Raw genomic sequence first — 12,563 nt, 5'->3', positions numbered from 1 at the left:
AAAGCCAGTTTGGTTTCCTCGCGTGGATAAGCAAGGTTAACGAACCTACCGCAAGGTAGATCCAGCGACGCACTGCGTGAAGGGATTCCGTCGATAACCAAACCCAAGGAGGCAAGCATGAATTTTTCGACCCGATTTTGCGCCGTCGTTCTGAGTGTCGGTGCTTTTGCTGTGCAGGCTGCGCCGACGTCGCTGACCACCGCGGCACAGGACAATTCGCCGAAATTCGTTACCCAGGGCGGCAAGATGGGCGGCATCGCAGTGGACGTGCTACGCGCCCTCGAGAAGATCGACCCTGATCTGAAGTTCAGCGGTGAAGAGGGCTTCTGGCCGATGAAGCGCATCGAGAACGGCCTGCTCGCGGAAGTCGCAAGTGGACCGGAGCATCTCGATCTGTTCGTGGGGATGGCGAAAACGCCCGAGCGCGAAAAGAAGTATCGCTATGTCAGCACGATGATCTACTCGGTGAAAAACGTGGTCTTCGTCCGAGCCAATGACGACGTCAAGATCTCCAGTCTGGAGGATATCGCCAAGCTCTCTGGTGACAACCTGGTGCTGGCCAACAATGGCTATGTCCAGGCGACGACCGCCAAGGCCGTTTCCGGTCTGAAGGTCGATGATGGCGCCAAGACCAACAGTGACAACCTCAAGAAGCTGATCGACGGCAAGGGCCGCTTCTTCTACGCATCAGAACTGTCCGGTCTCTACGAAGCCAAGCAGGACGGTGTGACCAAGCAGGTCAAGGTCGTACCGGTGGCAGGTGACGACACGGGTCAGTACATCTCGGTATCCAATGCGGTGAGCAAACCAGTATTCGATAAGCTCGAGGCCGCAGTCAAGAAGCTGGTGGACTCCGGCGAGATGGGCAAGATCCTGGCGAAATACAAGTGATCGGCCCTGGCCGCCGACCGTCGTGATCCTGTCCCGGGAGGGCACATGAGCAAGCTGACCAAGAGTATTGAGTTGCGTTTCATTCTGCTTTTCGCATTGATCGTCACAGTATTGCTGGGCGCCTTCGGCACCTATGTGGTGATCGAGGAGCAAAGACAGGGAGAGGCTCAACTGGCGGATCTGGCCAATGCCATGCAGGTGCGGATGCAGGCAGGGCTGCCCACGCTCCTGTGGAACATGGATTACGAAATCGCTGGCGCCCTGCTCGACTCGGAAGTGATCGCTGCCGACGTGTCGGCCATTGTGGTGCGCAAGAGTGACAAAGTCCTTGTTGCGCGCAGCAATGACGGAGGCAAAGCCGTTCCTCTGAAGGAAACGGCCACGCCTGCCGGAGAGAAATACAGCGCGGAGCTGACTTACTCCGGCAAGCCGGCGGGAACGGTCGATATCTACATTTCGCGTGCCCGCGCCGAAAAGGCGCAGGCCAACGCGATCGTCACCGCGCTGGTTGAAGTCGTGGTACTCAATGCTGTAATCATCCTGGTGCTGATCACGATGCTGCGGTCGGTCGTGTTGCGGCCCTTGCGCCGGGTTCGCGATGCGTTGCACGAAATCGCCACCGGGCGCGCGGACCTGACCCGGCGCCTGCATGTGTCACGCGAGGATGAAATCGGCGAAGTCGCAATGCTCTTCAACCGCTTCGTCGAAAACCTGCAAGGCATCGTGCGGCAGGTGGTCGACGGCGCACATCACCTTCAGACCTCGTCCTCCAGCATGAGCGAGGAATCAGACGACATGGCGCATCGCACCGCCCGCGAGAATGACGCGATCGCGGCCATTGCCGCCGCCACCGAGGAAATGACCGTGAGCATCAATCACATTGCCCGTTTTTCGGGCGATGTGCGCGAGGTGTCGTCACGCAGCGAGCAGTTGTCGTCGCGTGGTCGTGAGGTGATCGTTGAGCTGATTGCGGGAATGGGTGTTGTCAGTGACACCGTGGTCAATGCGTCGCGCACGGTTGAATCCCTGGGCGAAGAATCCGAGAAAATCGGTGCGGTGATCGGTGTCATCAAGGAAATCGCCGATCAGACCAATCTGCTGGCGCTCAATGCAGCGATTGAAGCCGCCCGCGCGGGTGATCAGGGGCGTGGCTTCGCGGTGGTTGCGGACGAGGTTCGCAAGCTCGCGGAACGAACCACCCGTTCGACCGTGGAAATCGGCGAGACCATCGGCGTGGTGCAGAACGGAGTGCTGGCCAGCGTGGAGCGCATGCGTGGCGGTGTCGATCTGGTACGGCAGGTACTCGACTGTGCTCGGCAGGCAGAAGGCGCCATTCAGGATATCGCGAAGAGTTCCGGGGAGTTGTCCAGCGCGGTGAGCGAAATTGTCAGCTCAATCGAGGAGCAGAACTCCGCTAGTACGGAAGTTGCCCAGCAGATAGAAGACATCAGTCGCATCGCGGAGGAGTCTGGTACAACGATGAAACGTGTGGTGGGCACGGCCGTCCAGGTCAGTACGCTTTCTGCACAGTTGAAGTCTGCGGTGGGGGGCTTCACCATCTGAGCTTGTTCGTCGGCGTTGGCATAGGCGGCGTTGCTCAGAAGGGCTTTGTTGCACAAATCGGCTGCTCGCCTGCATGTAGCCGATAGCCGTGCAGGCTGAACGAGCAACAACCACGCACGAATGCTGGCGGAAGCCTCAGGACTGTCATGGGCAGAAGCAATCGCCGATCTGGAAATCGAACGAGCAACATACGAAGCCACGCGTACAGCGTGGGGAAAAGCGAAGGCCATCCTCAGGAATAGCGCCGCCGCGCTGCTGCTGGCCGTTGCTTGCTTTTGTCGGGCGGGACCTCGCACTATCGAGGCCGGGCGGACATTTTGCGCCACCGAAAATTCGAAAGCGGGCAGGCTCGGCCCCGATTGCGTAGCCCAAACCCTCACCAGATATACGAGACTCGGCACTTGTGGCCTTAAAGACGTTGCTCGGATGAAATTGGCGTGTCTGTCGCGTTATCCGCAGACTGTTGCGCAATAGCTGTGTCTGAGTGTCTCTATCTCGGCCAAATCGGTCGGTCAGCGGACACTTCCCAGTGACCGCATCCAGCTCTTATCTGTCGCTAGGCAGACTCTCGTCATGCCTGATTTGAACCATCAGGGCTCCATGAATTCACTTAGACTTGGCTAGATACCCCAGCCAGAGGGGATGTATCAAAAATCACTCAGCGACTTCCCAGTTAGAGGATGCTCTTCATGGATGAGTTTTCGGAATACATGCTGGACTTATTTCGACTATTTGGTCGAATTACCCTGCGTCGAATGTTTGCCGGGCGCGGACTGTTCCGGGACGGAATTATGTTTGGTCTCGTGTACGATGAAACCCTCTATTTGAAAGCCGATGCTGAAAACGCAATCGATTTTCAGCGTTTGAATCTCAAGCAGTTCGAGTATGCCCGGCAAGGGAGGCTCATCGCTCTTTCCTACTACCAAGCCCCGGATATTGTTCTCGAGGATCAGAACGAAGCGGCCATCTGGGCGCGGCGTTCATTTGAAGCGGCTCTTCGTGCGGATGCGTCAAAGTCAAAAAAAAGGCGGCGCGATTAATTGCCCCAAAAGTTTGCTGAATCAAGCGTGCTTGAATCTTGCCGACTTTCGATTTTGCGTCTCTGTGGCAGAGCCTTCCCGTTGTGTATTGATCAGCTCGGCCATCACTGCGTGCAGAACCGATTTGATGACGGCGCTTGAAGAACTCAGTCAGCCCGACCAACTACGGTGGTCGGACGCAGGAAACCGAAGGCAGTTGGCCCCAGGCTGGCTGAGCGCTTGGTTGCATTAAGGAATCATCAAGCGGCAGGTAGTGTTGTCTCAACGAGTGGGAACCAACCCTTGGCCACTTGAATGACACCCCACAGCTTGTCGGGGATCGTCAGTTGCGGTACGTGCTTGGGGTCGAGCGCGGTGGCAATCTCAGACTCCCGGCCTTCCGTGGCGAGTTCAACCCATTTGGGATTCATCACCAAACCTTGTCCGATTGCGACCAACTCCAGGCCTGTCGTTAGTGCTTTTTCGGCGTCCTCGGGCGTCCGGATAAGGCCTGCGGCAATCAAGGGGATGCGGTCGGCAACGTGCTCAACGATCAACTCGGCTGTCGTATGCTCGCCAGTGTAATCAGTGGGCTTGGCATTCGGAATGTTAAAGAGCGATGCATGAAGGTAATCGATGCCCGCCTCGATCAGCCGGTCAATCAGCACGTAGCTATCGCTGATGCGCAGTGCTCCTTCCCCTGGCTCGTCCGGGGAGATACGGTAGCCCAGCAGGAATGGTCGCTTGGCGTGTTCGGCGATGACTCGCTGCGCCTCGCGCACCACGGCCATGGGAAAGCGCATGCGGTTTTCGAGCGAGCCTCCCCATTCATCGTCGCGCTGATTGAACATGGGCGAAAAGAAGTTCTGGATGAGGAAGCCATGAGCGCCATGTAGCTCAACGCCATCGAAACCCGCCTCAATGGCGCGACGAGTCGTTTCGCCGAACGCCTTGATGATCTTTTCGATTTCTTCCCCGCTCAGCGCGTGACTGGTTACTTCGGCGCTATTGAACGGGCTGGGCGGCACCTTGAGCGCACTGGCACTGACAACGCGCCCCTCCGGCACGAGGTGTGGCAGGGCTTTATTGCCGGCGTGGAAAATCTGCAAGATGGCCGGAGCTCCGCCGCTCTTGGCCGCTTCCGAGAGGCGACGCAGGCTGGGAATATAGCGATCATCATCGCTGGCGAACTCGTCCGTGAAGCCGATACCGTCCGGCGTTACGTGCGTGCAACCTGTCACCACCATGCCGACACCATTCACACGAGCGCGATAGTAGGCCACCTCCTGGTCGGAGATGCTGCCGTCCGGGTTTGCCGACCATGTCGTCATCGGTGCCATCACGGCGCGGTTACGCAGGGTCAGGCCGTTCTTGAATGCCAGGGGCTGAAACAGCCTCGATTTGGTTGAGGTCATTGAATTGAATCTCCACTATTGAAAAAGGAGCTCTGCGGCGAGTTGCGCTCCCATGGCACCTAGTGTGTCCCTGAGCACCTGGGGTACGTTTGCCAAAACCGTCGCGCTTCTTGCCTGAAATGATGAGATTCGATCAATGATCGGGTTGCTTTGAATTTGGCAATGCTAAGCTTTAAGCACTAAACATGAAGGCAAACCCTTGACCAAACGGAGTCGCCCAATGGCCATTGAAGCAAAACCTGGCACAGGAGAACTTGTCAGTCTGGTGGGCAGCATTGCACAAAACGATGGAGACTACGACACGCCGATTGCAGCGCTGAAACTTCGTCGCTGCAGTTCCACCACCGATCCGATGCCCTGCATTTATGGCCTGGGTCTTGCGCTGATCGTGCAGGGAGGCAAGCGGATCACACTGGGCGACGAGATCTTCGACTACGGGGCCGGACAGTCTCTTATAACGACCGTGGATATGCCTGTGGTGGCGTACGTCACGCGTGCCAGCGCCGCAGAACCTTTTCTCGGGATTTGGTTGGAACTCGATGCTCGCCTTATGGCCCAGATCGCATCGGAGATGGAGTTTACGACCCCGCTGCAGGCTTCAACTACGCGAGGAATATCCCTTGTGGCACTGGATCCAGGCTTGCAGGATGCTCTGATCCGGCTGCTCCGCCTGCTCGCCGAGCCATCGCTGATTCCTCTCCTCGCGCCCCTGATCCAGCAGGAGATCGTTGTTCGCCTGCTGCATGGGGGGCACGGTCCCAATCTGCGCCGTCTCGTTGCGATAGGCTCGCCGAGCCAGCAAATTGCCAAGGTGGTGACATGGCTTAAACAGCACTACACAGAGAACGTGCTGATAGATGAGCTCGCGGCCAAAGCTCACATGAGCCCTTCAACTTTTCGGCAGCATTTTCGTGCCGTAGTCGGCGTGAGTCCCTTGCAGTACCTGAAGAACCTGCGCCTACTCGATGCCCGGCAACTGATGCTCAATGAAAATCTGGATGCGGGTAGTGCGGCGACGCGTGTCGGGTACGAGAGCGCATCCCAGTTCAGCCGCGAGTACAGTCGATTATTCGGGGAGCCTCCGAATCGCGATATCAAGCGGATGCGGGAATCTACTTGGGCGAGAGATGGACACAGCCATTAAGAGCGGCTAGCCCTCGTAGGACAAGCTTCGCTGATGCCTGCTGCGGCCTGGATGCTCTGGAGATCATCCCAATTGCCCCCGCATGCTATGCCGTGCAATCAAGCCGCTCGCCCCTACAGCCGACGCAGGCCGCAGAAGCGGTTTTTAGTCGGCTGCAAGGGGATGTCGGTTTCACGCTCACACTCAGTTGGATGGTTCCCCGATCGCTCCTTGGAGCGCTTCGCGATGTGTGACAACCCATTGATAAAAAGGCGTCAATGGAATTCCCCAGTTTTTGGCCGCTTGGATGTCCACTTTATACCCTTCCAAATTGTCCCAGACTTGACTCGACACCAAGCCTGGACTGTTCCCTTGCGCCACGGCTTCTTCTTCGGTCAGTGACTGCGCCAACACCAAACGTCCTGTTCCGGCGCTAAGTGCTGATGCGACCTCTTCCATCGTTAAGGATTCGGCAGCTAGATCAATGGAGTGTCCATTGAAACGCGCGGGATCGCGAAATGCTGCAACGGCGAATGCGCCAATGTCATCGGCGGCAATCATATCGAGCCGGGTTTCAGGAAGGATAGCCGTTGCGATCTTGCCTTGCGCGAGCGTGGGGTACATCCCCCGCACTTTGGGCGGCAGGAAGTTCTCCATGATCATCGCGGGTTTCAAAATCACCCAGCTTTGCAGGCCCCGCTCAGCGATCCCGTTATTGACCTCTGTCTTGCTCTCCCAGTAGCGCTTCCACCAACGATCCGAATCCCAGTCAATGAAGTTCTTTTCGTCGCCAGCCCTGGCAACGGAGCTGTGGACATACATCCTGACATCGGCTCGGTACGCTGCTTCGAGAAGTCGAAGACCGGTGCGAACCTCGCGCTCCTGATCGTCTGGGTGTGGAGGCATTTGTACGGAAAAAACGCCCTGAACCCCGTCCATTCCGGCTTCGAGGCTTTGAATGTTGTCGTAGTCGCCTTTGATCAACTCGACCCCCAGGCTAGCGAGTGCCTTGGCCTCCTTAGTGCTGGGATCACGGACGAATGCGCGCACGGGAAACCCCGCACTCAGTAGGGCCCTGACCACCGCCCCACCTTGCGTACCGGTCGCTCCTGTTACGAGGATTGGTCCTGAAATCGTGTTAGTCATAAGGCCTCCAATAGCAAAACAAGATACGATACTAGCACGTTCCGAAACCAGATGGTTTCGTATTAAACATGGAGCTAATGAATGGCAACCAAGATGCGTGCGGGAGCATCAGATAGGCAGGGGATGTCCCCTCTTTACAGAAAGGCCGGGGCCGAGCGTGGCCGGCAGCAGGATGTTGGCCGGGACGAGCTCATCGTTGCGGCCACCCTGGCGCTGCTGGGCGAGCTCGGGTACGACGCTTTGACGATGTCAGAAGTGGCCGTTCGCGCCGGGGTTTCGAAGGCAACCCTCTATCGACGCTGGGCCGCTAAGCCTGAACTAGTGGCGGATGCCGTTTCGACCATCGGGTTTGGGCTCTCACCAAGCTACCCAGGTACGTCACTACGAGATGATTTGTTCGCCCTAGTCACGCAGGCCAGTGCGTGCGCAGATCGGCCTCACTTGTTGAGGGTGGCGACGGAAGCGGCAAGATCCTCTCCTGCGCTGGGAGCTGTTCTGCGTGCTCGCTTTGTCGCGTTCCTCCAGCACGAGATTGAGGGGATCGCCCAGCGAGCTGTTGAGGATGGGAACGCCCCGCTTACTGCATGTGAGCTGACGGCATTGACAGATACGACAGCGGCATTGTTGATTTACGTATCAAACAGTGCTGATCGAGCCGGCGAACTGGCGCGACTGGAGAATCTTGTGGAGAACGTCCTGCTGGTCTTAATTACCGGAGAAAGACGCAGGCTTGGAAGTCACTGACTATAGATTCCGCACTCATGAACATCTGACCACATCTCTCGCTCTGGGAGACTGCACTTGACGGGTATTTTGATTGCCTGCTCTTGGTCAGGAGCAGCCGTACAGGGGCGACGCACTGGCGGTCCTCTATGGCCGAATAGCGTCGCTTGCTCACCTGACCGGTTTCAAAGCACAGCGGCCATTCAGATGACTGCATTACGGCGAGAGTGACAGACCGCTCCTGGCCTCCAAGCGCCCCAGCACTTCACAGCAACACCCCAGACCCGCTCGCAAGCCTACGGATATGCCAGACCTCGCCGTGATCTTGATCACACCGTGTCGGGCGGCCAACGCTCAGGGGGTTTCAGCCAAGCAACGGCGGCCATCGCCGCACTGCTACAGACCCTAGGCTTCAGGATGGATGCCGCACAGCTCGAGCAAGGCTCTCGGGCCGGCGCTGAGGTAACGATCCCTGAGGGTAACGATATCCAGCCGGCTGGGCATGTCGAGAAAAGGGGTGTCGAGACGCTTCAGTGAACCGGCCTGAAAGGCGTCAGCCAATTCAAGCTCCGAGAGGCAGCCCACGCCCAGCCCGGCTTTGACGCATTGGCGAATCGCTTCGGGCTGCTCCAGCTCGAGATCAATCAGTGCCGTAAAACCCGCCTCTTCGCAGGCTTGGGTCATCACGTCGCGGGTGCCGGAGCCTTGCTCCCGAACAACCCAGGGAACGCCGTGAAAATCTTCGGCACTGAGTGCACGGCCGGCCAGCGGGTGATCGGGTGCGGCAAACACGCAGAGTCGGTCTTGCCGCCAGGGATAGCGCTGGATCGCGTCATCGCTGAATGAACCTTCAAGGAAACCCAGGTCGATCTGGTGGGCTTTGAGATGGGCGATCAGATCCCGGCTGCTGAGGCGCGAGATCTGCACATGGGCCTTGGGCCAGCGCTTGCGCATCTGCGCGACCAGCCCGGGCAACAGCTGATTGCCAATCGTGACGCTGGCTCCGACATGCAGATCAAATACCGGCTCGCGCTCCTGCGCCAGGTATTCAATTTCAGCAACCCGATCGAGCACTTCACGCGCACGGCCGGCCAGCAAGCGGCCGGAGGCGTTCAGGACGAGCTGGCGCCCGACCCGGTCAAACAAGGTGCATCCCAGCTGCCGCTCCAGATCCGCCAGCGCCATGCTGGCGGCGGCCTGCGTCATCGCCACGGCCTGCGCAGCCCTGGTGACCTGGCCATGGCGGGCAATCGCACAGAAAACATCCAGCTGACGCAGGGTGATTCTCATATCAGTAAGACTGATTAATTTAATACATATTAGTTGTTTTACTTATTAACTCAAGATAGCCAGGATGCATACATAGCTTGATTCCGAGCCATTCCCCAGGAGAACCCAAATGCCCATCATCGCCGTAGCCCTTGCGCTGGTAATCATTGCTGCGAGCGGCTACTTGTTTGATGCCTACAACAGCTATTGCGAACGCCGGATCGGGTTGCAGAGCAGCACCCGATCAAGCAGTGACAGGGCAGGAAAAAAAACGGCCGCAAAACCGCCGGAAACGCTCGAGTTTGACCTCGCTCTGGATGCGCACGAGGCCTCCCAATACCAGGTTTCAGAAATTTCCCTGCATCACTTCCAGGCCCAGAACGACCGCCGGCTGATTCTCTGATGCCTCACCGGTGCGCAGCAGGCAGCGCCAGCAGGCGCTCGCCGTAGAGCAGCAGGGTGTGTGTGCCGGGTAGCAGGAGCCCGTCCTTGAAATGGCGAATCGTGCCGGAAGGTACAGCCTGCCAGCTGAGGCCGGCATCCTGCGAGCGCAGCAGCACGCCCTCTCGCCCGGTCACCCACAGGTAGCCCTTTTCATCCTGCAGAAGACGGCGAAGATTGGCCTGCACGCCGGCATTGACCACCTGCCAGTGCTGGCCGCCATCGGCCGAGCGCAGCAGGGCGCCCCGGGCGCCGGCAACGATCAACACATCCGGGGCGGGGCTGATGATGTCCCGCGCCAGGAAGTGCTGGCCGAGCCCGATCTCTTCCACCTGCTGACCATCCAGGCTGATCCGCAGCAGCTTGTTACCATCACCCATGACCCACAGGGCGCCCGCCGCTTCGCGGATCTGATACCAGACAGGGCTGGCGGCAATCGCTAGCTGGCGCTGGAGCCTGCCCTGGGCATCAAAGAAAAGCACGGAGCCCCCCTCGCCAACCGCCACAAAACCGGCCCCGGGCAAGGCGAGCACATCCTTGAGCTGCAGCACGGCGCCCTCGGCGGCGTTTTGCCAGGTCGCGCCCTCGTCTGCAGAGCGCATCACCCAGCCCGGATTGGCCACCACCAGGGCCACCCGACTTTGCGGGTGAATGGCGATGCGCTGGAAGTTGCCAAGGGCGCCGTCCGCATGTTTGAACACGGTTTGCCAGCTGGCGCCGTCATCCGTGGAGCGGACGATGGTGGCGCTGGAGCCCGCCGCCAGCAGGGTCTGGCTGCCGGGATAGGCGAGTGCATGCGTCAGGTATTGGCCGTAGCCAAGGCCGGCGTCAATCACACGCCAGTCCGCAGGCCTGCCGGAGGGAGCGGCCGCGCGCGCGATCAGGCCCTGAACCCCCACCGCCAACAGGCTGCCGGCCGGGCTCACGAGAATATGGTTGATGTAGCGGCTCAGGTCCGGCTGTTCGAGCACCCAGCCCTCGGCGGGGCTGCGGTGTGCGATGAAGCCGCCATCGCCCCACATCAGCAGGCGCCCGTCTGCGGCCTGTGCGAGGCCATTCGAGCGCACCTGGCCAAAGCGCTTTTCGAGCGTCCATTCAAGGCCGGCATTGAGGGAGGCAAACAGCTGCCCGTCATTGCTGAGCGCGAGCCATTGCCGGCGCAGCGCGTCGAAAGCCAGTTGCTCGACATAGGGCAGCCTTGCTGCGCGCAGGCTGAACGCGGGTTGGCTGCTGCGCCCGGCAGCGGCCAGCAAGGCGATGCGACCGTCCGCCCCGCCCAGCATCAGTGTTGCGGTCTGCGCGTCGTAGGCAGCAGCAGTCCAGCCACTGCCCTGGCCACCTGGTTTCCCGGTAGGCATCGCCACCGCAAAAGCCTTGGCGCGGGCAGCGTCAACCAGCAGAACACGCTGGTCACGCGTCATGCCGGCCCACCAGGGTCCGGCGCGCTTCCAGTAGACGACTTCGCTGAGCATGAATTTTTTCGGCACGGGCACCGACTGCCAATCCCCCGGCCCGCTTTCACTGATCCACAGACGGCCATCCATGGCCGAAGCAATCGCCCGATTATCACTATCCACGCCCACGAGCCGCAGCTCAGGCGTGGCGCCTTGGCCGACCACCTGCCAGCCCTGGCCAGCTGGCTCGGAAATCGCTGCCGTCAGCACGGCGCATTCGCTGCTCCGTTCGCTGCGGCAGGCCCAGGCGAGCCAGGCCGAGCGCTCGCTATCAAAGCCGATCTTGCTGAGCTTCCAGCCCTCCAGCGCGGGCGTCCAGCGCATGTCCGCAGCACTGCGTTCGCCGTGCCAGGCGCGGCCATTGCTCAGTGCCAGAAATCGCTGGCCGGAAGGGTCGGCGACAGCCATGTCCACCGTCGCGTCGCCCAGCTTCTCCTCGTGCCAGCCTGAATCGGCGCTGCTGCGCCAGCGCAGCAGACCATCGCCCCCCGTCAGGATTTCAAGGCCAGAGGATTGCGCACCGAAAATCCAGTCCGGATTGGAAACCTGGCCAGCCAGCGCCGGCACACAGACAAGACACAGGACAATAAAGCCAACACATTTTTCGGCAGCACGACAAAGCGTCAGTCGCATGCTCAGACTCCAGTTACACGGCGGATCGGGAAGGACAATGAAAAACCCCGGGCCATGCCCGGGGTCTTGAACTGCATGCAACAGGAAGGAATTACAGCGCCTTCACGTTGCTCGTGCTGACCACGCAGGACTTGGTGCCCCACTTCTGGCCCTGGCTCGGGCTCTCCTTGCCGAGGCTCTTGGGCAGGCCGGTGAATTCTTCACAGATCACCGGAGTGCTCTTGGTGCCGCTGAGCTTGTAGCCCTCAACCGTCAGGTTAGTGATGGTGGCCGTGTCATACACGCCAGAAACCGTCTTGCTGTTGGCATCCAGATAGCTGGAGTTCACGCCGACAACGGTCAGCAGCGCGCCCTTGGTGGTGACGTTATTCACCACGATGGTACGCGGGCCGATGTTGGTGGTGCAGTTGCCGCAGGTACGGGCCAGCTTGCCAGCAGAAGCGCTCAGGTTGCCCTTGGCGATGATGGCGGTGAAGTTGTCCTTCACGGTCAGCGAGGTGTTCTTGTTGTTCACCTGGAAGAACTTGTCCGGCTTGCCACCGAGGCTGGCCGTGCTGGAGTTGGTGTTGGTGGCCGAACCACCGGAAACCACCAGCTTGGCGTTGTCAGCGATGACCGAAGCGGCGTCTTCGCAGACTTCCTTCCAGGTCACATTGATCAGGTTGCAGGTGCCGCCCGCGCAATGGATGCCATCAGAGCCGCCCTTTGCGGAGATCGTCACGTTCTTGACGGTGGCGTTCTTGAGGATCAGCACCGGCGACTGCTTGTCGCTATCACCATCGCACGAAAGACCGATTTCCGCGCCGCCGCAATCAACCGTTGCGTCGCTGATGGTGCTGCCTGCGGTGCAGCTGCCTGCAGCCTGAGCGCCTGCACTAAATGCCAT

At 59.5% G+C, this 12,563-nt stretch carries 11 protein-coding genes; 6 read left to right on the top strand and 5 right to left on the bottom strand.

The annotated features are described in order from the left end of the window. The first annotated feature begins 117 nt into the window (after nucleotides 1–117). The 3 genes from Q3Y64_RS16260 to Q3Y64_RS16250 all read left to right on the top strand — a co-directional run bounded on the left by Q3Y64_RS16260 (nucleotide 118) and on the right by Q3Y64_RS16250 (nucleotide 3,494). Nucleotides 118–891 (top strand): ABC transporter substrate-binding protein, encoded by a 774-nt coding sequence (locus Q3Y64_RS16260; protein ID WP_101941700.1) that lies wholly within the window; start codon nucleotides 118–120, stop codon nucleotides 889–891. Nucleotides 892–936: 45 nt separating this feature from the next. Beyond that, nucleotides 937–2,454 (top strand): methyl-accepting chemotaxis protein, encoded by a 1,518-nt coding sequence (locus Q3Y64_RS16255; protein ID WP_101941701.1) that lies wholly within the window; start codon nucleotides 937–939, stop codon nucleotides 2,452–2,454. Between the two features lie 689 nt (nucleotides 2,455–3,143). Next, on the top strand, nucleotides 3,144–3,494 hold the full coding sequence (locus tag Q3Y64_RS16250; protein ID WP_303563411.1) for a TfoX/Sxy family protein: 351 nt from the start codon (nucleotides 3,144–3,146) through the stop codon (nucleotides 3,492–3,494). A 239-nt stretch (nucleotides 3,495–3,733) separates the two neighbouring features. Here Q3Y64_RS16250 and Q3Y64_RS16245 read toward each other — a convergent pair whose 3' ends face one another. Beyond that, nucleotides 3,734–4,888, bottom strand: coding sequence for an NADH-dependent flavin oxidoreductase (locus Q3Y64_RS16245; protein ID WP_303563409.1), 1,155 nt, complete (start codon nucleotides 4,886–4,888; stop codon nucleotides 3,734–3,736). Between the two features lie 220 nt (nucleotides 4,889–5,108). Here Q3Y64_RS16245 and Q3Y64_RS16240 point away from each other — a divergent pair, with 220 nt between their 5' ends. Further along, nucleotides 5,109–6,032 carry an AraC family transcriptional regulator gene (locus Q3Y64_RS16240; RefSeq protein WP_303563407.1) on the top strand — a complete coding sequence of 308 codons (924 nt, stop codon included), beginning with the start codon at nucleotides 5,109–5,111 and terminating at the stop codon, nucleotides 6,030–6,032. Between the two features lie 183 nt (nucleotides 6,033–6,215). Here Q3Y64_RS16240 and Q3Y64_RS16235 read toward each other — a convergent pair whose 3' ends face one another. Next, nucleotides 6,216–7,157, bottom strand: coding sequence for an NmrA/HSCARG family protein (locus Q3Y64_RS16235; RefSeq protein WP_303563406.1), 942 nt, complete (start codon nucleotides 7,155–7,157; stop codon nucleotides 6,216–6,218). An 81-nt stretch (nucleotides 7,158–7,238) separates the two neighbouring features. On the opposite strand from Q3Y64_RS16235, the gene Q3Y64_RS16230 reads away from it, so the two are divergent. After that, nucleotides 7,239–7,901: a TetR/AcrR family transcriptional regulator gene (locus Q3Y64_RS16230; RefSeq protein ID WP_303563404.1), complete on the top strand. Its 663-nt coding sequence runs from the start codon at nucleotides 7,239–7,241 to the stop codon at nucleotides 7,899–7,901. 384 nt (nucleotides 7,902–8,285) lie between these two features. Here Q3Y64_RS16230 and Q3Y64_RS16225 read toward each other — a convergent pair whose 3' ends face one another. After that, nucleotides 8,286–9,170, bottom strand: a complete 885-nt coding sequence (locus tag Q3Y64_RS16225) for a LysR substrate-binding domain-containing protein (protein WP_303563402.1) — start codon at nucleotides 9,168–9,170, stop codon at nucleotides 8,286–8,288. A gap of 109 nt (nucleotides 9,171–9,279) precedes the next feature. Between Q3Y64_RS16225 and Q3Y64_RS16220 the strand changes: the two genes are divergently transcribed. Continuing rightward, nucleotides 9,280–9,552, top strand: coding sequence for a hypothetical protein (locus Q3Y64_RS16220; RefSeq protein WP_303563400.1), 273 nt, complete (start codon nucleotides 9,280–9,282; stop codon nucleotides 9,550–9,552). Between the two features lie 4 nt (nucleotides 9,553–9,556). Here the strand turns inward: Q3Y64_RS16220 and Q3Y64_RS16215 are convergent, their stop codons facing one another. Both Q3Y64_RS16215 and Q3Y64_RS16210 read right to left on the bottom strand, forming a co-directional pair. After that, complete coding sequence (locus Q3Y64_RS16215; RefSeq protein WP_303563399.1) at nucleotides 9,557–11,677, bottom strand: YCF48-related protein; 2,121 nt, start codon at nucleotides 11,675–11,677, stop codon at nucleotides 9,557–9,559. A 91-nt stretch (nucleotides 11,678–11,768) separates the two neighbouring features. Then, nucleotides 11,769–12,563: a pectate lyase gene (locus tag Q3Y64_RS16210; protein ID WP_158239167.1), complete on the bottom strand. Its 795-nt coding sequence runs from the start codon at nucleotides 12,561–12,563 to the stop codon at nucleotides 11,769–11,771.

The sequence above is a fragment of the Uliginosibacterium sp. 31-12 genome, assembly GCF_030548425.1.
Lineage (GTDB): Bacteria > Pseudomonadota > Gammaproteobacteria > Burkholderiales > Rhodocyclaceae > Uliginosibacterium > Uliginosibacterium aquaticum.
The sequence above is the reverse complement of the archived record's forward strand: the minus strand, read 5'-3'. Positions and strand labels throughout refer to the sequence as shown.